Consider the following 22,276-nt stretch of genomic DNA (forward strand, 5'->3'; position numbering starts at 1 on the left):
GAAGCCCCTCATCTGGAGAATTGTAAGTGATTTCTTACACACCTGCGACGCTGCCCACACTTTACTTCATCGGTGTCACAACCGGCAAAAGCTCCATCATGAAGGTGTTTCCCGCATGGGCCAAGTATCTCGGGCTTGAAACCGCTGTCATCAACGGCATCGATTTTAAACTCCATGACGATCCTGCCGCCTATCGCGAAGCTGTGGCGTTCATCCGGGACGATCCCCTTTCTCTCGGCGCACTGGTGACGACTCACAAGATTGATCTCTTTCACGCTTGCCGCGGTATGTTGGACACTATCGATCCGCTCGCACAATTGATGGGTGAAACCAGCTGCATTTCCAAACGCGACGGCAAGCTGATCTGTCATGCGAAGGATCCCATTTCGTCCGGCCTTGCCATAGATGGTTTTCTCGGCGAGCAGTATTTTTCCGGTCGTGAAGCTGACCTCTTCTGCATGGGCGCAGGCGGCTCTACGATTGCAATCACTTGGCACCTGATGCGCCGCTCGCGCGGCGAGGACGTCCCCGGGAGGATACTCGTGTCTGATCGCAGCCAGGAACGGCTGGATGAAATCCGTCGCATTCATGGGCAGATCGAAAGCGTCGTCCCCATAGAGTACGTCCTGACCCCTGGGACTGGAGCCAACGACGACGTGTTGCGCACTCTCAAGCCGGGCTCTCTCGTCATCAATGCCACGGGCCTCGGCAAAGATGCACCTGGCTCGCCCTTGTCCAACGCCTGCCAGTTTCCCGAGCGTTCTGTGGTATGGGATCTGAACTATCGAGGCGATCTGATTTTTCTCGACCAGGCACGCAACCAGCAGCGGAGCCGCAATCTGCAGGTTGTGGATGGCTGGACCTACTTCCTGCACGGCTGGACGCAGGTAATCGCCGAAGTCTTCAATATTGAAATCCCTGTGGCGGGGCCGTCATTCGATCGGATTTCCGCAATCGCTCTCGAAGCATCGGAGCGATAGCGATGCACGGAGAAGCGGACGATAACGAAAGGGAGACACGCTCAGGTCGGAACATGATAGAAATTATCCGCACAATGCGGGCCGAGCTGCGCAAATCGGATCGTAAGGTCGCGGATGTGGTTCTGAAGGACCCCCAGCGAATCCTGAACGCGACAGTGGGTGAGACAGCGACGCTTGCCGAGGTCAGTCAGCCTACGGTTCTGCGTTTTGCCATGGCAATCGGGTGCAGAGGTTTCCAGGATTTCAAGATACGGCTCGCGCAAAGCCTGGCTTTCGGTACACCGGCGACCCATTCAGTCCTGCTCGACACCGATGATCCGGAGACCGTGGCTGAGAAGATCTTCGAGTACACCATGACCAGTCTCGATTGGGCGAGATCACACCTTGATAGGGCCGCGCTGCGCAAAGCCATCGACATTCTCGCGCAAGCGCGGACCATCGAATTCTTTGGCTTTGGCGCGTCGGGCATTGTTGCGCGAGACGCCCAGCAGAAATTTCCACTCTTTGGTGTTCCTTGCGGTGCACAGCTCGATTCACATCAGCAAATCATGATCGCTTCGATGATGAAGCAGGGCGATGTTGCCTTTGTGATTTCCAATACCGGAACAACGCGCTCCATCATCGAGATTGCCCGTGTTGCTCGCGCCAACGGCGCCGCCGTTATTTGTCTGACGGGTTCGGACTCGCCACTCGCCAGTTACTCAGACGTGGCATTGATCGTCGAGACTCTCGAGAACACCAATATGTATACGCCGACGATCTCGCGCATCGCCGCGCTCGTCGTGATCGATATTCTGTCGACCAGCGTCGCGATGCGCCGTCCCCTCGAAGATCAAGCGCGGATTCACAATATGAAGCGGCAACTGAGTGATATACGCAAAGTCCAACCGATTTGAGCTACGAGGCCAATTCGTAGACGATGCGATCACGCCCCTGGTTCTTGGCCCGGTAGAGGCATTCATCCGCGGCATTGACCAGTTGTTCTAGTGTTTGCCCGGGCTCATGAAACGCAACACCGATGCTGACCGTCAATGACAATTCGCTCCGGGCGACCTTCCTCGATATGCCTCGAACATCGAGCAATATTCCATGCGCCACCCACGATGCCTTGCCATAGTCCGCATCAGCGAGGAAAACTGCAAATTCTTCGCCCCCAAAGCGCGCGCCGACATCGCGTCGGCCTAACCGCTTTCCAATGAGGGTTCCTATCTCTTGCAGGGCATCATCTCCAGCAGCGTGGCCAAACCGATCGTTGACCGACTTGAAGTGATCGGCATCTATATAGAGCACGGCCCCGGCACTGAGAGCAGGATTGTTGCCAAGGATCATCTGCTCGACCCGTAAATAAAACTCATGACGCGTTGACAGTCCTGTCATCCCGTCTTTGCGGAACGCGATGTCGAGCTCGTGCGCCATGACCTTCAGGCGATAGTTCAATCCGACCAGAAATGCTCCAAGCGGCCCTCCGACAACGATAACGATCAGTGTTGTCACAAGGATCGTCTTGTCGAGACTATCGTAACCACCGAGCTTGAAGAAGAGGGCGGCCAGGACATTTGCGAGGACACCGCCGAGACCGAGCACCAGCAATATCTGCCTGACGGGCGACAACGCCTCGAACATCGTCATCCAACGATTGAAAGTGTTCATCGATGCCTTCCAGAGATGCGGTCGTCTTCTTATAGGCTCGAAAAATGAAAGATGCGGTAAAGACAGCGCACTACCCCGTATCAGACCCAATCGTAGCCGGCCTAATTGCCCAACGCATCCTTGATTGTCATCCAGGCATTGTCCTTGGCTTGAATGAGCGGCGGAGAGGCCAGTATTTCGGGGGGCTGGCTCCGGCGTTGCCCGTCATGGACCAAGGTCAGCATGCGAATTTCGCCATCGGTAAAATACGGGCTGCCCTCGCCATTGCGGCCATTCAGCGTCGGCCCGACACCCGAGACCTGATAGATCGTCTCCACCATGCCCGCCTGCGTAAGACTATTGGCAAAATAGTCACGCTCGGCATCGATATCCGGTGCGATGTCATGCGTTACTTGACCGGTATACTCGCTGAATCCCACGCGTTGATCGAAGGTTGCGGAACCGAGCCACACGGGCCGTTGTTCTACGCCCGTGTCGAGCACCTTCCACAAACGAACATGATGTCGCTGCTTTGCGCTGCTACCAACGGGCATTTCGTAAGCGAGGTCCTCGCGGCGGCCGTCATAAAACAGCGGGCTGACCGGAGCCTTGTCGTAAGGCCGGTCGAGTATCACGCTTCCAATGATATCGATGCTGGAACGCAAGGTGACAGGATCGGCAGGATACCAGGCACCGGCATGCATGGCACGGATGATGTCCTGACGATCGCCTATAAGTCCGACATTGAGCGGGTCACCCGGAATACCGCGTGCAGTCTTCGTCACCATGGGATGATTAGCGAGGCCTGGCTGTCGTTCATAGTGAGTCCAGACTGTAGGAAGGGCCACATATGCCAGTAACAGGTAGACGGCAACGATGATTACAGCACCGACAAACAGACGCCTCATTTTTCTCTCTGCCCCCGCCTATACTCTCGCCAACGAGCTTACCGCGATAACGTGGGAAAGAATATAATCCGTTCGACCGGACTTAACGGTCGATGCGGCCATTGCAGGGAGCCTGCCGTAAACAAAAACGGGCCGAAGCCCGCTTGATTTATCATCGATCGGTTTGGCCCAATCACGCAGCCTTGATGGCTTCCTCGAGTGTCTTCAGTTGGCCGAGAAGGTCTTCAGCCTTGGCCCGATCTTCGCGGGTTGTCGCGTCTTCGAAGTCTTCCTGAGCGTCCTTTATGCGGTTCTGCAACTCATCAGCCCTTATATCGGCGACGTGTACCGCCGATTCAGCAAGGAGCGTGCAGCCGTCAGGCGTAATGTCAACGAAGCCGCCGAAAACAACATAGCTGTCCAGCTTACCGTCCGGTGTCTTCACGGCGACCACGCCCGGCTTCACTGTTGCCATCAATGGCGCATGGTGCGCCATGACCGTCATGTAGCCCTCTGTACCTGGAACGACGACCTCAATGATCTGCTCCGAAAGAAGCAGACGCTCTGGTGAGACGAGTTCGAACTGAAAGGCTTCTGCCATGATATTCACTCAAATCCTGTGGGCGAAAAGGCGGGCCGCGGCCCGCCATCAGTCATGCGTTAAGCTGCTTCCGCAGCCAGACGCTGTGCCTTCTCGATCGCCTCGTCGATCGAGCCGACCATGTAGAACGCTGCTTCTGGCAAGTGATCATAGTCACCATTGCAAAGACCCTTGAAGCCCTTGATGGTGTCCGCCAGATCCACCAGCTTGCCCGGCGAGCCGGTGAAGATTTCAGCAACGAAGAATGGCTGTGACAGGAAGCGTTCGATCTTGCGGGCACGGGCCACAGCAATCTTGTCTTCTTCCGAAAGTTCGTCCATGCCAAGGATGGCGATGATGTCCTGAAGCGACTTGTAGCGCTGCAGGATCGACTGAACCTGGCGGGCTGTCTGGTAGTGCTCGTCACCGACGATCAGCGGATCGAGCATGCGCGATGTCGAGTCCAGCGGATCCACAGCCGGGTAAATACCCTTCTCGGAGATCGCGCGGTTGAGAACCGTCGTCGCATCAAGGTGCGCGAACGAAGTCGCAGGCGCAGGATCGGTCAAATCGTCGGCGGGGACGTAGATGGCCTGAACCGATGTGATAGAACCCTTGTGCGTCGTGGTGATGCGCTCCTGCATCTGGCCCATATCGGTCGCGAGCGTCGGCTGATAGCCCACGGCGGACGGGATACGGCCAAGCAAAGCGGACACTTCGGAACCGGCCTGCGTAAAGCGGAAGATGTTGTCCACGAAGAACAGAACGTCCTGGCCCTGGTCGCGGAAATGCTCGGCAACGGTCAGACCCGACAGAGCAACACGGGCACGCGCCCCTGGTGGCTCGTTCATCTGGCCGTAGACGAGTGCGGCCTTGGAGCCTTCGCCGCCGCCTTCCTTGTTAACGCCGGACTCGATCATCTCGTGATAAAGATCGTTACCCTCGCGTGTGCGTTCACCCACACCGGCGAATACCGAATAACCGCCATGCGCCTTGGCAACGTTGTTGATCAGTTCCATGATGAGAACTGTCTTGCCGACGCCTGCACCGCCGAAGAGACCGATCTTGCCGCCGCGTGCATAAGGCGCGAGCAGGTCGACCACCTTGATGCCAGTGACAAGGATCTCGGCTTCCGTAGACTGCTCGACATATGCAGGAGCTGGCTGGTGGATGGCGCGGGAAAGCTTGGTCTTGATCGGGCCTGCTTCGTCGACCGGCTCGCCGATGACGTTCATGATGCGGCCGAGCGTTTCCTCGCCGACCGGCACCATGATAGGCGAACCGGTGTCGTAAACAACCTGGCCGCGGATCAGGCCTTCGGTCGAGTCCATTGCGATCGTGCGCACAGTGTTCTCACCGAGATGCTGCGCAACTTCGAGAACGAGGCGGTTGCCGAGATTGTCGGTTTCCAGAGCGTTCAGGATTTGCGGCAGAACACCACCATCGAAGGCCACGTCGACAACAGCGCCGATAACCTGGCTGACGCGACCGGCAACGCCGGTTGCCTTGAGAGCAGTCTTGGGTGTCGCTGACTTTGTTGCCTTTGCCGGAGCTGCGGCTTTGGCAGCTGGAGCAGCCTTCGCAGCTGCTTTCGCAACCGGCTTCACGGCCTCGGCAGTTGCCTTTGCTGCAGGTGTCTTTGCTGCAGCTGTCTTTGCTGCCGGGGCAGCCTTGGCGGCTGCGGGTGTTTTCGGGGTCGCTGCTTTAGCCATCGATCCTTACCTTCGCGATTAGAGCGCTTCTGCGCCCGAAATAATTTCAATCAGTTCTTTGGTGATCTGGGCTTGACGCTGGCGGTTGTACGACATTGTCAGCTTGTTGATCATGTCACCGGCATTGCGGGTTGCATTGTCCATGGCGGACATACGTGCACCCTGCTCCGATGCCGCGTTTTCAAGAAGAGCGCGGAAAACCTGGACGGAAATATTACGCGGGATCAGATCGCCGAGAATGGCGGCCGGATCCGGCTCATATTCATAAACTGCATCGCCTGCGCTCTCCGGCTCGACATCGCCGATGGCACTGGCTGGAATCAACTGCTGGGCAGTCGGTATCTGTGCGATCACCGATTTGAATTCCGAATAGAACAGCGTGGCAACGTCGAACGCGCCCTCATTGAAGAGCGTGATGATCTTGTGACCGATTTCGTCAGCGTTGACAAAACCAAGCGTTTTGACTTCGCGCAGATTGACGTGATCGATAATGTTCTTGCCGAGATCACGGCGCAGGATATCTGCGCCTTTCTTGCCAACAGTAATGATCTTGACCGTCTTGCCATCGGCGAGAAGCCGGCGGGTGTGGTCACGGGCCAGGCGCGCGATTTGCGCGTTGAAACCGCCGCAAAGGCCACGTTCGGACGTGCAGACGACAAGCAGATGCACATCGTCCTTGCCTGTCCCGCTCATTAGCACGGGCGCATCATCGCCATCGACATTGGAAGCGATGTTCGCCAGCACAGCAGCCATGCGCTGCGAATAGGGGCGAGCGGCTTCCGCAGCCTCCTGCGCACGACGCAGCTTCGCCGCGGCGACCATTTGCATCGCCTTGGTGATTTTCTGCGTCGCCTTGACCGAGGCGATCCGGTTTCTCAGATCCTTTAACGAAGGCATCCGTTCATCCCGTCCGTAATGTTAAGCGAAGGACTTGGCAAAGCCGTCAACAGCGGCCTTGAGCTTGCCTTTGGTCTCGTCGCTGATCTGCTTTTCCTTGGCAATCGTCGCAAGAACATCCTTGTGTTCCGTACGAAGCCATGTGAGCAGACCTTGCTCGAAATCATTGACCTGACTGACGGCAAGCTTGTCGAGATAGCCATTGACACCGGCGTAGATCACTGCAACCTGCTCTTCCGTCTTCAGCGGCGAGAACTGTGGCTGCTTCAAAAGCTCGGTCAGGCGCGCGCCGCGGTTGAGCAGGCGTTGTGTCGAGGCGTCGAGATCGGAACCGAACTGGGCAAAGGCCGCCATTTCGCGGTACTGAGCCAGCTCACCTTTAATCGAACCGGCAACCTGCTTCATCGCCTTGATCTGCGCGGAAGAACCAACGCGGGAAACCGACAGACCGACGTTCACGGCCGGACGGATACCCTGGTAGAACAGGTTGGTTTCAAGGAATATCTGACCGTCGGTGATCGAGATCACGTTGGTCGGAATATAGGCCGACACGTCGTTCGCCTGGGTCTCGATGACAGGCAATGCGGTCAGCGAACCGGCGCCGTTGTCGTCATTGAGCTTTGCAGAGCGCTCGAGCAGACGGGAGTGCAGATAGAAAACGTCACCCGGATAAGCTTCGCGGCCCGGAGGACGGCGCAACAGCAAGGACATCTGGCGATAAGCCACGGCCTGCTTGGACAGATCGTCATAGCCGATCAGCGCGTGCATGCCGTTGTCACGGAAGTATTCGCCCATGGTGCAACCGGCAAACGGCGCTAGATACTGCATCGGCGCAGGATCGGAAGCTGTGGCAGCAACGATGATCGAATATTCAAGCGCACCGCGCTCTTCGAGAATCTTGACGAACTGCGCAACCGTCGAACGCTTCTGGCCGATAGCGACGTAGACGCAATACAACTTTTCGCTCTCATTGCCTGCATCGTGAGCCGGCTTCTGATTAAGGAAAGTATCGAGAATAATCGCCGTCTTGCCGGTCTGGCGATCGCCGATGATCAGCTCGCGCTGGCCGCGGCCGACCGGGATCAGCGCATCGATAGCTTTGAGGCCCGTCGACATCGGCTCATGCACGGACTTGCGCGGGATGATGCCCGGCGCCTTGACGTCAACACGCATACGTTGTGTTGCCTTGATCGGCCCCTTGCCGTCGATCGGATTACCGAGTGCATCGACAACGCGGCCAAGCAATTCCTTGCCGACGGGAACGTCAACGATGGCGCCGGTCCGCTTGACGGTGTCGCCTTCCTTGATGTCACGGTCCGAACCAAAAATAACGACGCCGACATTGTCGCTTTCGAGGTTCAGGGCCATGCCGCGGGTACCGTCCGGGAACTCGACCATTTCACCGGCCTGGACATTGTCCAGACCATATACACGAGCAATACCGTCACCGACGGACAGAACCTGACCGACCTCGGAGACTTCTGCCTCCTGACCGAAATTCTTGATTTGCTCTTTCAGGATTGCGGAAATTTCCGCGGCGCGGATGTCCATCAGCCGACCTCTTTCAGTGCAAGCTTAAGCGAAGAAAGTTTTGTGCGAAGTGAAGTGTCGATCTGGCGGGACCCCAACTTGACGATGAGACCTCCAAGGATCGACGGATCAACAGTGACATTGATTGTCACGTCCTTGCCGGCGACGCTTTTCAGCGTGGCCTTCAATTCTGTTTGCTGCGCCGCCGTCAAAGCATGCGCCGAAGTAACGTCCGCCGAGACCTCGCCGCGCTGCGCGCTGGCGATCTGGCGAAATGACTGGATCATGGCCGGCACCGCGAACAGGCGCCGGTTCTGCGCGACGACACGCAGGAAATTGCCGACGAGGCCGCCGATCTTGGCCTTTGCGAGGATGGCGGAAATCGCCTTGACCTGATCGCCCGATGAGAAGACCGGGCTCAGAACCAGTCGCTTCAGATCGGCACTACCATTGATGAGAGCCTCGAACTCGCCGAGATTCTTCTCCACCTCGGCAACGGATTTCGTCTCCAACGCGAGGTCGAACAACGAACCCGCGTAACGCTGGGCAACACCGGTAATGAGCGACGAAGTTTCTGCCACGAACGACAAGCTCTCTGCGTTGGAGCCAAAAATCTGGAAACCGGAAAGGATTTTCGGTCAAATCTTTGGCATTATTGATTTTTTTACCGCCGAAGGCACAACCCGAGAGCCGTATCCGACGAGATTTGAATGCCGTCTAGCATAGGAACTCAGGACTCGCAACACGCGAATCCCCTAAAAAGGCCGTCCCAATCGCCGCAGCTCTGGATAATTATGAGCAACTGATTCAACTAATGCTGTCATGTTTATGCAATGAAGCCGAAGGCGAAGAGCAAGGGGCCCGTTGCCAACGCAATTTCGACAAGCACCGATATCCAGTTGTAAACCGTATTGCCTCGATCCGACATCATGGAGATCAGGCGGCCAAAGACCGTAAAGCCCCACGAAACGCCAAGCGCGATCCAGAGAAAGGGCTGGGAGAAAACCAGGGCGCTTAGCCCAAGTCCGAGATAAAATCCGGCAAACGTGGCGCGCACTTCAGATATGGCTTCAGGCCGCTCGGGTTTGGTCTGCAGGCGCATGATTTTCAGTGCGACGCGAGGAGCAAAAAACAAGATCAATCCGAAGATGACTGTGATTGCCGCTGACAGCCAAGCCAGCCATTCGCCTGTAGTCGCCGGCCAATAAAGTTCCATTTCTTATCCCTTCCCCAAACTACCTGTATTCCTGCTTTCATAGCGCCGACCCAAACTCGTCATGGAGTGGCGAAAATGGTGATTTTCGAGCACCGGAGCGGAGCGTACTTTTCGGTACGTGAGCACCGGAGCAAAGAAAAGCGCCATTTGCAGCCCGCCGTGGCGAGTTTTATAAGAAGCTTTGCGGATCAATATCAACCTGCACGCGCACCGATCCCCGTTCTTTTGGCCCTGCCGCCAGCATGGCGCGGATAAAGCCCTGAATATCCGCCTTGCGGGTGCCATGGATCAGGAGCCGGAAGCGGTGGCGGCCCCGAACAAGCGCGAGTGGCGCTTCCGCCGGACCGAGCACGCTGATCTGCGGTGAGGCAGGCGCTGCACGCCGTAAAGCCCGGGCATGATTTTCTGCCTCTGGCCGAGTTGCTGCAGAGACAATCAATGCTGCCAGGCGGCCGAACGGCGGCAGCCCGGAGCGTTCTCGCTCCTCTATCTCGCGCTCATAAAAGGCCTGTGCATCGCCGGAAACGATAGCGCGCATGACGGGATGTTCCGGTTGATAGGTCTGCAACAGTCCGAGGCTCTTTTTGCCAGTGCGTCCCGCCCGCCCCGTTACCTGGTTGAGCAACTGAAACGTGCGTTCGGCAGCGCGCGGATCGCCATTGGCAAGCCCGAGATCCGCATCTACAACCCCGACGAGCGTCATGTTAGGGAAATTATGCCCCTTGGCGACGAGCTGCGTACCGATGATGATATCCGCCTCTCCGCGCGCGATGGCATCGAGTTCCAGCCGCAGACGCTTCACACCCATGAGGTCGGACGACAGGACGATGATGCGCGCATCGGGAAATGTCTTCTCCGTTTCCTCGGCGATGCGCTCGACACCCGGGCCGCAAGCGACCAGATGGTCGAGCGTGCCACAGGATGGACAGGCCTCGGGCCTGGCCTCGCGGTGCCCGCATTGATGACAGACGAGCTGACCACGAAAACGATGCTCCACGAGCCAGCTTGAACAGTCCGGGCACTGAAACCGATGACCGCATACCCGGCATAGAGTCAGCGGCGCATAGCCACGCCGATTGAGAAACAGCAGCGATTGCTCTTTGCGTTGTAAAGTCTGGTTGATGGCCTCAACCAGCGCTGGTGAAAGGAAGCCACCCGGTCGCGGCGGTGATTTGCGCATGTCGATCGATTTGAGATCGGGCATCGCCGCTTCCGCATAGCGGCCCGGCAGGCGAACGCGTGTATAGCGTCCTTGGCTGGCATTCACCTGGCTTTCGATCGATGGCGTTGCCGACGCCAGGACCACTGGAAAATTGCCGATGTGCCCGCGCACCACGGCCATGTCGCGCGCATTGTAAAAAACGCGATCTTCCTGCTTGTAGGCCGGATCATGCTCTTCATCGACAATGATCAATCCCAGATCCTTGAACGGCAAGAACAATGCCGAGCGCGCGCCTGCGACGACTCTGACCTGCCCCTCCATCACTTGCCGCCACACCCGCTCACGCGATCTTGGTGCAAGGTCCGAATGCCACTCCGCAGGTTTCGAACCGAACCGATCGTGGAACCGATCGAGAAATTGCTGAGTCAGCGCAATCTCCGGCAGCAGGATCAACACCTGTTTGCCTCGTTCGATAGCTTTGGCCACCGCCTCGAAATAGACTTCGGTCTTGCCCGAACCTGTGACGCCATCAAGCAAGGATACCGAAAAGCCATTCGTCGATACCGCTTCGACCAATTGATCTGCAGCTTGCGTTTGATCGGGAGACAAGGCTGCTTTCGCGTAATCCGGATCGGGAGCAGCTACGATTGGCCGCGCCGGGATCATCACCTGTTCGAATACACCCTGGGCGGCGAGACCATCGATGACACTCGCTGACACGCCGGCCGCATGAGCAAGTCCGGTTCGGGTCCACGCCATTCCGTCTTCCGCAAGTTCCAATACGCGGGCACGGGCGCCCGTCATCCTGTCGGGCTCGCGGCCCGAGAATCGCAGACCCGGAACCGGCGGCTCCGGGTCGAAGGCCGCAGGCACCCGCAATACCATCCGCGCCACCATGCCAGGCGGCGATATCGTATAATCAGCAGCCCAGCGCATGAACCGCATCATGCCATCGTCGACTGGAGGACAGTCAAAGAGTTCTGAAATCGGCCGCAGCTTTTTCGCATCGATCGAGTCTGTCGAGCCCTCCGTAACAATGCCCGCGACCTCGCGCGGTCCTAGTGGCACCCGAACGATTGAACCGGCCTGTACCTCCATGCCATCCGGCACGGCATAGCTATAGGGTCGCTCGGCCGGCATCGGCACAAGCACGGGAACAATTTTTTGCGGGATGAACGAATCCTGGCTCATATGGGCGTGACCTTGCCGCGGCTTTGGGCTAAAGAAAAGCCACTTTCCGGGAGAAATATCCCATCTATCATTTTTGGAAGGACTGCTCCGATGAAATTCTTTGCTGATACCGCCGATGTAAAGGAAATCCGCGAACTCAACGATCTTGGATTGCTTGATGGCGTGACAACCAACCCTTCATTGATTCTCAAATCCGGCGGCAGCATCTTCGAGGTCACCAAGGAAATCTGCAGCATCGTCAAGGGACCTGTTTCGGCCGAAGTGACCGCGGTGGAATATGAGCAGATGATGAAAGAGGCGGCGGTACTTGCCAAGATCGCCGACAATATCTGCATCAAGGTACCGCTTACTCTTGACGGCCTGAGGGCCTGCAAGGCGCTTCGCTCCGACGGACACCTCGTCAATGTCACACTTTGCTTCTCCGCCAATCAGGCGCTGCTGGCCGCTAAAGCGGGCGCAACATTCATCTCGCCTTTCATCGGCCGCATCGACGACATCGGCATCAATGGCCTCGAGTTGATTTCCGAAATTCGCACGATCTACGACAATTACGACTATCCAACGGAAATCCTTGCGGCCTCGATCCGTACCGTAAACCATGTGAAGGAAGCCGCACTCATCGGCGCGGACGTCGTAACCGCACCGCCAGCAACGCTGAAGGCGCTCGTCAAGCATCCGCTGACCGACAAGGGTCTCGAGACTTTCCTCGCTGACTGGGCAAAGACCGGCCAGAAGATCGCCTGATCTGAGTATTACTATCTGAATTCAACACCCGCTGACATCGTCGGCGGGTGTTTCTTATCGATTATACAACTGATCCAATATCTGCCGTTCAAAAAACGCTAGTTCGGGCGAAGCATGACGGCGCGGGCGTTCTACCGGGATCGCCAGGTCGAGTGCAATGCGTCCGCTATCGATGACGACGACCCTGTCGGCAAGCGAAACGGCCTCGGCGACATCATGTGTCACCAGAACCGCGGTGAATTTCTTCGCCAGCCAAATTCGTTCCAGCAGTTGTTGCATCTCGATCCGCGTCAGCGCATCCAATGCGCCCAGCGGCTCGTCGAGTGCCAATATGGATGGGTGCCCCACCAGCGCCCGCGCAAGTGCAACGCGCTGCCGCTGCCCGCCTGAAAGCACGGACGGCCACTCGCCGCCACGATCCGCCAGACCGACTTCAGCCAGAATCTCCAGGCTTTTCTTGCGCGCAGTCTCGCCTTTCTCGATACCCGTCAGCCCTACACCGACATTGGCGGCAACCCGCGCCCAAGGCAGGAGTCGCGGCTCCTGAAACATGATGCGGGTACGTTTCTGATCATCCTCTAGGACGCCTGTAACAATCTCGCCAGACGTCGGCTTGTCGAGTCCGGCTAGCAATCGCAATAGGGTACTCTTGCCGCAGCCGCTCTTGCCGATAACCGCAACGAATTGTCCCTCGTAGACATCAAGGTTGATGCCTTGCAGCACGGCCTTGCCGCCAAACTGCTTGGCAACATTGCGAAACGAGAACGAGACCTTGCCTTGGGGTGCCGGCGTATAGGCTGGCGCCGTCGTGGAGTAGGATTTGCGGGCTGTTACGGTCGCTGCGGTCATCTTGGTTCCTCAAACAGTCTGGAAGGCAGGGTGCCATTGCAGTGATATCCGCTCGAGAAACCGCGCCAGCGAATCTGCCAGCTTGCCAAGGAGCGCATAGATCAAAATCGATAGAACAACGACGTCGATCAGTAGGAATTCGCGCGCCTGCATCGCCATGTAGCCAAGACCCGAGGACGCGGAAATCGTTTCGGCGACGATCAATGTCAGCCACATGATACCAAGCGCATAGCGCAACCCGACAAAGATCGAGGGCAGCGCACCCGGCAGGATCACACGCACGAACAGCTGTGTGCGTGACATGCCATAGATGCGCCCCATCTCCACCAGCTGCGGATCGACACCCTGAATGCCAAGCAGTGTATTGACGTAGATTGGAAAGAACACGCCGAGCGCAACGAGAAACAGTTTCGCTTCCTCGTCTATCCCGAACCACAGGATTACCAGCGGGATCAGCGCGAGATGTGGAATGTTCCGGATCATCTGCAGCGTCGTGTCGGTTAGTTCGCGGCTAAGCGCCGATAGTCCATTGGCAAGGCCAAGCGCGAAACCGATGCTACCGCCGACAAGAAAGCCGCTGAGAGCGCGCAATGTCGAAATGCGGATGTTCTCGATGAGTTCACCCGACAGGAGCAATTTCCAGAACGCCTCTCCGACAGCGGACGGTGCTGGCAAGACGTTGGCCGGTATAAGCCCGGCTCGCGACGCGCCTTCCCATCCCGCAAGCAGCAAGGCAGGCAAAAGCCAGCCCAGCGTGCTGCGACCGATAGAACGGAGCGCCCTGCTCATGAGGCGGCCTGCAGGCGCTTGTCGCCATAAAAGCCAACGCCAAACTCGTTCTCGATCGAACGACGCGGGGCACGCGCTTTTGCGCCAAGACCAAGTTCCGGAAACAGAAGTTCCGCAACACGGTAGGCTTCTTCCAGATGCGGATAGCCCGAACCGATCACGGTATCGATGCCAACCGCCTGATATTCGCGAATCCGCGCCGCGATGCTTTGCGGCGATCCGACAAGGGCGGTACCTGCACCGCCACGTACGAGGCCAACGCCCGCCCAAAGGTTGGGACCGACAACGAGTTTGTCGCGGCGTCCGCCATGCAGTTCCGCCATGCGGCGCTGTCCGACAGAATCCATTTCCTTGAGGAACCGCGCCTGTGCGACTTCAATCTGCTCATCGGTGATCCTGCTGACCAGCCGGTCCGCCGCCGCCCAGGCTTCATCTTCAGTTTCGCGAACGATGAAATGCAGGCGAATGCCAAAGCGCAGCTTGCGGCCTTTGCGAGCCGCCTTTGCGCGGGCACGCTCGATCTTTTCGGCTACCTGCGCCACCGGCTCGCCCCACGTCAGGTACATGTCGACCTGTTCCGCCGCAAGATCCTGTCCCGCATCGGATGAACCACCGAAATAGAGCGGCGCGCGTTCCTGTACCGGCAGGAGGTCAAGCCTGCCCCCTTCTACCCGATAATGTTTGCCGTCAAAGTCGACCGTTTTGCCGGAGACAAGATCGCGCCAGATCTTCAGGAATTCCGCAGCCTGTTCATAGCGCTGGTCATGAGGCAGGAAGACGCCGTCGCCTGCAAGTTCCTTGGGATTGCCGCCAACGACCACGTTCAGCAGCAGGCGCCCGTTGCTCAGGCGGTCAAGTGCTGCCGTCTGCCGCGCAGCGAAAACCGGCGACGTCACACCCGGGCGCAGTGCCACCAAAAACTTCAACCGCTCCGTATGTGCGGCGAGCCCCGCTGCTGTGATCCAGGAATCTTCGCAACTCTGCCCCGTTGGAAGTAACACACCCGGGAAACCCAGCCGATCGACCGCCTGCGCGATCTCACGGAGATAGTCGTGCTCCGGCGGCCGTTGCTGTCGCTCCGAACCAAGATAACTGCCATCGCCGTGTGTCGGGATGAACCAGAAGAAATCAAGCGGGGTGTTATTTACTGGCTGCGTCATATCGCGACTCCGGTCCATAGTCAGTTGGTTGGGGCCGCCCAAACGGCATCGGAAACCTTGATGGCATTGGGGATGAGCTTAAGCTTGAAGAAACGGTCTGCGGTTTCCTGCTGATGCGCAATTATTGCCGGTGTAATCGGTTCGACGCTGAAAACAGAGCGGTTCGCGGCAAGGGTCTGCGCGTCGAGAGGCACGCCGGTCACTTCGTGCAGGGCTTCGGCCACCTTGTCCTTGTTGGCGTTGGCCCAATCGGCCGCGACCTTCAGCGCGCCGATTGTCTCCGTCACGACTTCCGGATGTGCCTTGGCAAAATCGCGATTGGCAATGAGATAGGTGTTGACGTTGAGAACATCGCTTGTGCGGACTAAAATGCGCGGATTGTAGCGCGTCTCGGCAATAGCGAAGAATGGATCCCAGATTGCCCAGGCATCGATTTTATCGCTGGCAAACGCCGCGGCGGCATCGGCCGGACTCAGGAAAACCGGCGTGATCTCATCGTAGCCCACCTTGGCTTTCGCCAATGCCGCGATGAGAAGATTGTGCGCGCTTGTTCCTTTGCCAACGCCCACTTTCTTGCCCTTGAGGTCGGCAAGCGACTGGATGGACGAACCGGGCTTGACGATGATGGCCTCGCCTTTGCCATTGGGCGCAAGAGCAGCGGCATAGGCAATCGCGGAACCTGCGGATTGTCCGAAAATCGGCGGCGCATCGCCGACCCAGCCGACATCGACGCTGCCGACATTCAGAGCTTCGACGAGCGGTGGACCTGCGGTGAACTCAACCCATTTAACCGCAATACCCTTCGGCTCAAGTGCTTTTTCGATCACCTGCTGCTGGCGGGCGATTACAGGCAGACCTGTTTTCTGATACCCGATTTTCAGCTCTTTTAGAGGCTCAGCGGCCTGGGCGAATGTGGTGGCAAATACAGCCGCAGCCAAAAGGGCCGCACCAAATGCTTTACGTGTCAATCTGGACATTGGTCCCTCTTGGATGCGGGCTTTATTGACAAAAAGCCTTCCCGCCCGACCGGGAATTGATCCAATGCTAGTTAACTCGACCAATCTAATAGAGAAAAGAAATTCTGTAGAATGTGGCGCGATGGGATTAGTTTTCTGGTAAGTTCGAGAGAGCGCGCAAAGGCGAGAGCATTATCATAATAGATCGTCATCGCCGAAATGGCCGTCTAGCCTCAATCCCTCGATGGATGTTGCGCCGTCCTGGCGGACTACGGTCATGGCACGCACACCGGTCCGGGCAGAAATTTCATCCGCCAGCGCGCGCGAATGGGTGACAATCCACAACTGCGTGCGCTCCGCCGCCTGGCTGATCATGTCGGCAAGAGCCGGCAGCATCGACGGATGCAGGCTGGTCTCCGGCTCATTCAGCGCAATCAGCCGCGGCAGCCGATAAGAAAGAAGCGCACCCGCGAGCGCCAGAAACCGTATCTGGCCATCCGACAGTTCTTCCGGACGAAACAGGCGCTGTGGAAATTCGGGAAGGCGCAGACCGAAAGTTGCCGTCTCCCCCGGAACCGGCACATCGAGGGTGGCATCTCCTAGCGCTTCGGCGATGCAGCGATCGAGATCAACCGTATCTTCTCGGATATGCACCAGTGTCGCAAAGACCGCAGCAAGATTGCCGCCGTCTTCGTCCAGCATGGGGGCGGTGATCGCCAACGTCGGCCGTCGAACGGGTGAATCGCGGTCGGTGCGAAAGCCGTGATAGAAACGCCAACCAAGTAGCGTGGCACGCAGATCGCCGATCTCGGGGTACCGCCCCGAGCTACCGAGAATCGCCAGCCCCGTCTCGGAATCGAGAAGTTTGACTGGGTGCTCGACGCGCCTGCCAGAATCATCCCTTGCAAACACCGCCGGTCCCTTGCGGCCCATCATCTCGACAGGTCTGCGGCCACTGTCGATGCTCAGCGTTTCTTCCTTAATCTGCGGCTCGAAGGCAAAACCCGCGGCTGCGGGCGGACGCAAACCGATCTCGACGGTATAATCCCCCCGAGTAGTCGTTCCTTCATCTTCAAACGAAGCGTTGAAAGCTATCCGTACCGGACCGGTTCTGCGTCTCCCGGTCCACAGGGCGGACTGCATGCCACCTTCGCGCGCAATCTCGTAAGAAAGCGTCCCTTCCGCCGAAGCCTTGACCAGTTGCATTGCCCGATAGAGATTGGATTTGCCGACGCCGTTCTCGCCGACAAACAGTGCGAGCGGACCGATATCGAGCCGTATCGAACGCAACGACCGATAGCCAGTCGCGGAAAGCGAAGTCAGGCGCACTATCTACACCTCGACGTTTGTATCTAAATTTTGGATAGATCCTGCGCGACAGTGAGATTGAGCGACTCGGCGAGCTCCCGCGCCGCACGATTGTTCGCGTCGCGCTGTGCCCTGAGTACGGCATAACGCTGCCTTGGCGCGTCGTAGTCCGCAGTGACTATGCGTGTTCCGGTACCAACAACCTTTCCATCGGAGAGGCGCGTCAAGGTATAGGAGCCCGTCATGCGCATCGAACCAGCTGTTGGCTGGCCGGATTTGTCATTCGTTGCATTCTGCACGAGCAGCAACGACAGGTCTCTGGAATAAACGCTCAGCGTCAGCGAATAGGCTGGGCTAGCCGGTTCTCCTGCACCGCCGGCAAACAGGAAAATCAGGTTGTTGCGCACTTCCTGTGTCACACGGTCGCCGGGCTGGTTGATCGAGATGCTGGCAAGCTTCGAGCGTATATTGTCGTTGACGCTTCCAGTCACTGTGGGGCTGGGCGTCGAATATAGCGGCCTCACTTGGCATCCTCCGGCAATGAGGGCCATTCCAAGAACGCAGACCGATAACAACAGACGCCCGGAACGCGATCCCGGTTGAAAACGATCAGGCAACGACATTGATGATCCTCTGCGGTACGATAATGACTTTCTTTGGCGGATTACCATTCAACGCGGCCCTGACGAAATCAAGCGCGAGGGCGGCTTTTTCGACCGCCAATTGATCCGCATCTCGGGCAATTGTCAAATCACCACGCTTCTTGCCGTTGATCTGCACCGGCAGGGTCACATCGTTCTCGACGATCAGCGCCTCATCATAGGTTGGCCATGGCTGATGCGCGATAAGATCCTTGCCATTCAGCGCTTTCCAGCATTCTTCAGCCAGATGCGGCATCATCGGTCCGACCATCGCCAGCAGCATATTGGTTGCTTCGCGGCAGGCCGCGATCAACTGCGTGTCCGCCTCGCCTGCAGCGATTTTCTGCAGGGGACCCGACAAAATATTCACCAGTTCGTACAGCCGGGCGACCGCCTTGTTGAAGGCGAGCTTTTCGATATCCTCGCCGACAGCCTTCACTGTCTTGTGCGCGGCCTTTGAAACCTGCAGCGCTTCGCCCTCGGAGGCGGTCGCCGGCTCGGCAGTCTTCAGCACGTCTGCGGCTTCGGAGATCAACCGCCACACGCGCTGCACGAAGCGGTGCGCACCTTCGGCGCCTGCCTCCGTCCAGATCACATCACGCTCGGGCGGCGAATCCGACAGCATGAACCAGCGCGCGGTATCGGCACCATAAGAAGCGATAATATCGTCCGGATCGACCACATTCTTTTTGGACTTCGACATCTTTTCGATAGAGCCGATCTCGATCTCTTCTCCGGTCTCGATCAGGATCGCGCGGCGCTTGCCGTCACTCTCTTCCACCTTGACCTCCGCTGGCATAACCCAGCCATCCTTGCCCTTGTAGGTCTCGTGCACGACCATGCCTTGGGTAAACAGGCCCTTGAACGGCTCGCTGATATCCAGATGGCCCGCGACCTTCATTGCCCGCGTGAAAAACCGCGAATAGAGCAGATGCAGGATCGCATGCTCGATGCCGCCAATATATTGATCGACCGGCAGCCAGTGATTGGCGATCTTCGGATCGGTGGGTTCATTCTCCCAAGGCGCCGTGAATCGCGCAAAGTACCAGGACGAATCGACGAACGTGTCCATGGTGTCGGTTTCACGGCGCGCGGCCTTGCCGCACTGCGGACAGTTCACATGTCGCCAGGTCGGGTGACGATCAAGTGGATTGCCGGGGCGGTCGAATTCGACATCGTCCGGCAGCTTGACTGGCAGATCGGCCTTCGGCACAGGAACGACACCACAATCGTCACAATGGATCATCGGGATCGGGCAGCCCCAATAGCGCTGGCGCGAAATACCCCAGTCGCGCAGACGGAAGTTGACCTTCCGCTCACCTTGTGGCCGATTGCCGATGGTCTGCTTTTCCAGTCGGTTCGCCACATCATCGAAGGCCGCAGCAGGCGTCAGTCCGTCAAGGAATTGCGAATTTATCATCACCCCGTCATCGACATAGGCCGTTTCAGTGATCTGGAACGTTGCCGCATCCGCGTCCTTCGGCATGACCACGGGGACTACGGGCAAGCCATATTTGTTGGCAAAGTCCAAATCGCGCTGATCGCCCGACGGGCAGCCGAAGATTGCTCCCGTGCCGTAGTCCATCAAGACAAAATTTGCGACGTAAACCGGCAGCTTCCAGTTCGGATCGAACGGATGCGCCACGCGCAGGCCGGTGTCGAAGCCTTTCTTCTCGGCCGTCTCCAGTGCAACAACGGACGTGCCGGCGTGGCGGCATTCCTCGTTGAACTTCGCCAGCGCCTCATTGGTTTCCGCGGCCTTTTTCGCCAGCGGATGGTCTGCCGCGATCGCGATAAACGACGCACCGAACAGCGTATCCGGACGTGTCGTATAAACCTCGATCTCGCTTTCTTCCCCGGTGTGCGAATTATCATCCAGCGCCCAGCGGATCAGCATGCCTTCCGACTTGCCGATCCAGTTGCGTTGCATTAGCCGCACCTTGTCGGGCCATTGGTCGAGATCGTCCAGCGCGCTCAGCAATTCCTCATTGAAATCGGTGATCTTGAAGAACCACTGAGTCAATTCACGCTGTTCGACCAGCGCGCCGGAGCGCCAGCCGCGGCCATCGATCACCTGTTCATTGGCAAGAACGGTCATGTCCTCCGGATCCCAGTTGACCTTGGAGGATTTGCGCGTCACCAGCCCCTTTTCGACGAAGTCGAGGAACAGCATCTGCTGGCGATGATAATATTCGACATCGCAGGTTGCGAACTCGCGCGACCAGTCGAGTGACAGCCCCATGGATTTGAGCTGGCTGCGCATGGTTTCGATGTTCTGATAGGTCCAGGTCTTCGGGTGAACCTTGTTCTGCATCGCAGCGTTTTCCGCCGGCATGCCGAAGGCGTCCCAGCCCATCGGGTGCAGTACATTGAATCCCTTGGCGCGCTTGTAGCGCGCAACGACATCGCCCATCGCATAATTGCGCACATGGCCCATATGAATGCGGCCCGAAGGATAGGGGAACATCTCGAGCACGTAATACGGGTCACGCGGATCATCATTCGGCGTTTCGAAAAGTTTGGCGTCGTCCCAAACCTTCTGCCAATGCTTTTCGGCTACACGGGGATTGTATCGTTCGGTTGCCATGAACGGGATTCTCTTGCAAAGGATATTGGTTGCGGGACCTTCACCATGGATTGGTGAGACCGTCAACCATTTGAAGCTGAAGGAACCCGCGAAAACCGGGCTCGTGTATCATAAATAGGACTCAACTGCGCCATGCCCAATGCCGTTGAACAACTTTTTGCCGTTCAAAGCGAAATTCGCAAAGCCGAAGCCGAGGCCAACCGTTCAGAAGGTTCGGTGACATTGGTAGCGGTTTCCAAGACTTTTGACGGCGACGCGATTCGCCCGGTTATCGAAGCCGGGCAGCGCGTTTTCGGTGAAAATCGCGTGCAGGAGGCTCAAACGAAATGGCCGTACCTGCGTACCGAATTCCCCGATATCGAATTGCACCTGATCGGCCCGCTGCAGTCCAACAAAACGCAGGAAGCTGTCGCTCTTTTTGATGTGATCGAAACTGTCGATCGCGAGAAGATCGCCTCGACTCTGGCCGTGGAAATGAAGAAGCAGAACCGCTTTCCGAAGCTCTTCGTTCAAGTCAATACCGGCTCGGAACCCCAAAAAACGGGCATCGAACCCAAGGAAGCATTGGCTTTCATCACGCGCTGCCGTGCCGTGCATGGCCTCATGATCGAGGGCCTGATGTGCATCCCGCCAGCCGATGAGAACCCTGGACCGCATTTTGCCCTTTTGCGCAAAATTGCGGCCGATGCCGGCGTGGAGAAGCTTTCCATGGGCATGTCGGGCGATTACCGGATTGCCATAGGTTTCGGCGCGACCTCGGTGCGCGTCGGCTCGGCGATTTTCGGCGCTCGCTAGGTCCTACCAGCTACGGCGCGGCCCGGTATCGATGTGATAATAGCCCGCCGGATAGCGCTTCAGCCCACCCACGTCTTTCGTGGAAGAAAGAAAATTGACCAATCCGGACGCGCCGCCATGCACGCGGAAGTCCACCGCCTGACAGTTAAGGTGATAGGACTGATCACGTCCGCCAACACTACGATTGCGTGATCGCGAACGAACGGTGGAGTTGACAGTAATCGGACCATATTTGGCCGATACGCGGTTGAGCACATTCCTTAAACGTTCCGGGACACACTTCGACGGGGCCTTGTAATCGATATAGGCCTTGCCGCGAGGCATGGCGGCGAGCACCAGAGGGCTTATTTTGTCGAAGACGGAATCTTTCAACAGATGCGCGTGCTCATCGCCGAACAGATGAGCGCCGATCCGCTCTTGAGGATTCGACGGCTCAGGCAACGTTCCGGCATCCGCGGGGATTGCCAGTACGAGCACCATCAGAAAAAGCACCGTGAATTTCGCGCGGAACACAACGCTGCGCAAGGGTTGAATTATCATTCTTGGATCCTTGGTGTGGCGCAGGCTTTATGATTGTGCGGCGCGCCTCATTTGTCCTCCCAAGTCAAGGCAGCGACCGATCAAGCCGAAATGTGTTCAAAATGGACCGCGTTCCATGACAAA

21 protein-coding genes are annotated in these 22,276 nt (G+C 57.6%); 4 read left to right on the forward strand and 17 right to left on the reverse strand.

Going from position 1 to position 22,276, the window contains the following annotated elements:
- Nucleotides 1-26 precede the first annotated feature (26 nt).
- Complete coding sequence (locus PHA01_RS16870) at nucleotides 27-980, forward strand: shikimate dehydrogenase family protein (RefSeq protein ID WP_271897504.1); 954 nt, start codon at nucleotides 27-29, stop codon at nucleotides 978-980.
- Nucleotides 981-1,033: 53 nt separating this feature from the next.
- Complete coding sequence (locus PHA01_RS16875; protein WP_271897506.1) at nucleotides 1,034-1,876, forward strand: SIS domain-containing protein; 843 nt, start codon at nucleotides 1,034-1,036, stop codon at nucleotides 1,874-1,876.
- Between the two features lies 1 nt (nucleotide 1,877).
- Here the strand turns inward: PHA01_RS16875 and PHA01_RS16880 are convergent, their stop codons facing one another.
- The 9 genes from PHA01_RS16880 to PHA01_RS16920 all read right to left on the reverse strand — a co-directional run bounded on the left by PHA01_RS16880 (nucleotide 1,878) and on the right by PHA01_RS16920 (nucleotide 11,784).
- On the reverse strand, nucleotides 1,878-2,630 hold the full coding sequence (locus PHA01_RS16880) for a GGDEF domain-containing protein (RefSeq protein WP_271897508.1): 753 nt from the start codon (nucleotides 2,628-2,630) through the stop codon (nucleotides 1,878-1,880).
- Nucleotides 2,631-2,731: 101 nt separating this feature from the next.
- The gene (locus tag PHA01_RS16885) at nucleotides 2,732-3,517 is read right to left on the reverse strand and encodes an LssY C-terminal domain-containing protein (protein WP_271897510.1); all 786 of its coding nucleotides are present in this window, start codon (nucleotides 3,515-3,517) and stop codon (nucleotides 2,732-2,734) included.
- Nucleotides 3,518-3,689: 172 nt separating this feature from the next.
- The gene (locus tag PHA01_RS16890; protein ID WP_112532179.1) at nucleotides 3,690-4,097 is read right to left on the reverse strand and encodes a F0F1 ATP synthase subunit epsilon; all 408 of its coding nucleotides are present in this window, start codon (nucleotides 4,095-4,097) and stop codon (nucleotides 3,690-3,692) included.
- 59 nt (nucleotides 4,098-4,156) lie between these two features.
- Nucleotides 4,157-5,788 (reverse strand): F0F1 ATP synthase subunit beta, encoded by a 1,632-nt coding sequence (gene atpD / locus PHA01_RS16895; RefSeq protein WP_271897513.1) that lies wholly within the window; start codon nucleotides 5,786-5,788, stop codon nucleotides 4,157-4,159.
- 18 nt (nucleotides 5,789-5,806) lie between these two features.
- Nucleotides 5,807-6,685, reverse strand: coding sequence for a F0F1 ATP synthase subunit gamma (locus PHA01_RS16900; RefSeq protein ID WP_112532178.1), 879 nt, complete (start codon nucleotides 6,683-6,685; stop codon nucleotides 5,807-5,809).
- A gap of 21 nt (nucleotides 6,686-6,706) precedes the next feature.
- A complete protein-coding gene (gene atpA / locus PHA01_RS16905) occupies nucleotides 6,707-8,236 on the reverse strand; it encodes a F0F1 ATP synthase subunit alpha (protein ID WP_271897516.1) in 1,530 nt (509 codons plus the stop codon).
- Nucleotides 8,236-8,796 carry a F0F1 ATP synthase subunit delta gene (locus PHA01_RS16910; protein ID WP_114431780.1) on the reverse strand — a complete coding sequence of 187 codons (561 nt, stop codon included), beginning with the start codon at nucleotides 8,794-8,796 and terminating at the stop codon, nucleotides 8,236-8,238. The genes atpA and PHA01_RS16910 overlap by 1 nt, the downstream gene beginning before the upstream one ends.
- A gap of 245 nt (nucleotides 8,797-9,041) precedes the next feature.
- Complete coding sequence (locus tag PHA01_RS16915; protein ID WP_224507248.1) at nucleotides 9,042-9,431, reverse strand: AGROH133_08824 family phage infection protein; 390 nt, start codon at nucleotides 9,429-9,431, stop codon at nucleotides 9,042-9,044.
- Between the two features lie 169 nt (nucleotides 9,432-9,600).
- The gene (locus PHA01_RS16920; RefSeq protein ID WP_271897519.1) at nucleotides 9,601-11,784 is read right to left on the reverse strand and encodes a primosomal protein N'; all 2,184 of its coding nucleotides are present in this window, start codon (nucleotides 11,782-11,784) and stop codon (nucleotides 9,601-9,603) included.
- A 90-nt stretch (nucleotides 11,785-11,874) separates the two neighbouring features.
- Here PHA01_RS16920 and fsa point away from each other — a divergent pair, with 90 nt between their 5' ends.
- Nucleotides 11,875-12,528 carry a fructose-6-phosphate aldolase gene (gene fsa, locus PHA01_RS16925; RefSeq protein WP_112532174.1) on the forward strand — a complete coding sequence of 218 codons (654 nt, stop codon included), beginning with the start codon at nucleotides 11,875-11,877 and terminating at the stop codon, nucleotides 12,526-12,528.
- A gap of 54 nt (nucleotides 12,529-12,582) precedes the next feature.
- Here fsa and PHA01_RS16930 read toward each other — a convergent pair whose 3' ends face one another.
- The 7 genes from PHA01_RS16930 to leuS all read right to left on the reverse strand — a co-directional run bounded on the left by PHA01_RS16930 (nucleotide 12,583) and on the right by leuS (nucleotide 20,818).
- Nucleotides 12,583-13,377 (reverse strand): ATP-binding cassette domain-containing protein, encoded by a 795-nt coding sequence (locus PHA01_RS16930; protein ID WP_271897522.1) that lies wholly within the window; start codon nucleotides 13,375-13,377, stop codon nucleotides 12,583-12,585.
- A gap of 9 nt (nucleotides 13,378-13,386) precedes the next feature.
- Nucleotides 13,387-14,166, reverse strand: coding sequence for an ABC transporter permease subunit (locus PHA01_RS16935; RefSeq protein WP_271897524.1), 780 nt, complete (start codon nucleotides 14,164-14,166; stop codon nucleotides 13,387-13,389).
- Nucleotides 14,163-15,326 (reverse strand): FMNH2-dependent alkanesulfonate monooxygenase, encoded by a 1,164-nt coding sequence (gene ssuD, locus PHA01_RS16940; RefSeq protein WP_271897526.1) that lies wholly within the window; start codon nucleotides 15,324-15,326, stop codon nucleotides 14,163-14,165. The genes PHA01_RS16935 and ssuD overlap by 4 nt, the downstream gene beginning before the upstream one ends.
- Before the next feature lie 20 nt (nucleotides 15,327-15,346).
- On the reverse strand, nucleotides 15,347-16,303 hold the full coding sequence (locus PHA01_RS16945; protein ID WP_271897528.1) for an aliphatic sulfonate ABC transporter substrate-binding protein: 957 nt from the start codon (nucleotides 16,301-16,303) through the stop codon (nucleotides 15,347-15,349).
- A 174-nt stretch (nucleotides 16,304-16,477) separates the two neighbouring features.
- Complete coding sequence (locus PHA01_RS16950; protein WP_271897530.1) at nucleotides 16,478-17,611, reverse strand: AAA family ATPase; 1,134 nt, start codon at nucleotides 17,609-17,611, stop codon at nucleotides 16,478-16,480.
- A 23-nt stretch (nucleotides 17,612-17,634) separates the two neighbouring features.
- A complete protein-coding gene (gene lptE / locus PHA01_RS16955; RefSeq protein WP_271897532.1) occupies nucleotides 17,635-18,114 on the reverse strand; it encodes an LPS assembly lipoprotein LptE in 480 nt (159 codons plus the stop codon).
- A gap of 85 nt (nucleotides 18,115-18,199) precedes the next feature.
- Complete coding sequence (gene leuS / locus PHA01_RS16960; protein ID WP_271897534.1) at nucleotides 18,200-20,818, reverse strand: leucine--tRNA ligase; 2,619 nt, start codon at nucleotides 20,816-20,818, stop codon at nucleotides 18,200-18,202.
- A gap of 132 nt (nucleotides 20,819-20,950) precedes the next feature.
- On the opposite strand from leuS, the gene PHA01_RS16965 reads away from it, so the two are divergent.
- A complete protein-coding gene (locus PHA01_RS16965; RefSeq protein ID WP_271897536.1) occupies nucleotides 20,951-21,613 on the forward strand; it encodes a YggS family pyridoxal phosphate-dependent enzyme in 663 nt (220 codons plus the stop codon).
- Between the two features lie 3 nt (nucleotides 21,614-21,616).
- On the opposite strand, the gene PHA01_RS16970 is transcribed toward PHA01_RS16965, so the two are convergent.
- Nucleotides 21,617-22,153 (reverse strand): YcbK family protein, encoded by a 537-nt coding sequence (locus PHA01_RS16970; RefSeq protein WP_271897538.1) that lies wholly within the window; start codon nucleotides 22,151-22,153, stop codon nucleotides 21,617-21,619.
- Nucleotides 22,154-22,276: the final 123 nt, after the last annotated feature.

Source organism: Candidatus Phyllobacterium onerii (genome assembly GCF_028331445.1).
Lineage (GTDB): Bacteria > Pseudomonadota > Alphaproteobacteria > Rhizobiales > Rhizobiaceae > Phyllobacterium > Phyllobacterium onerii.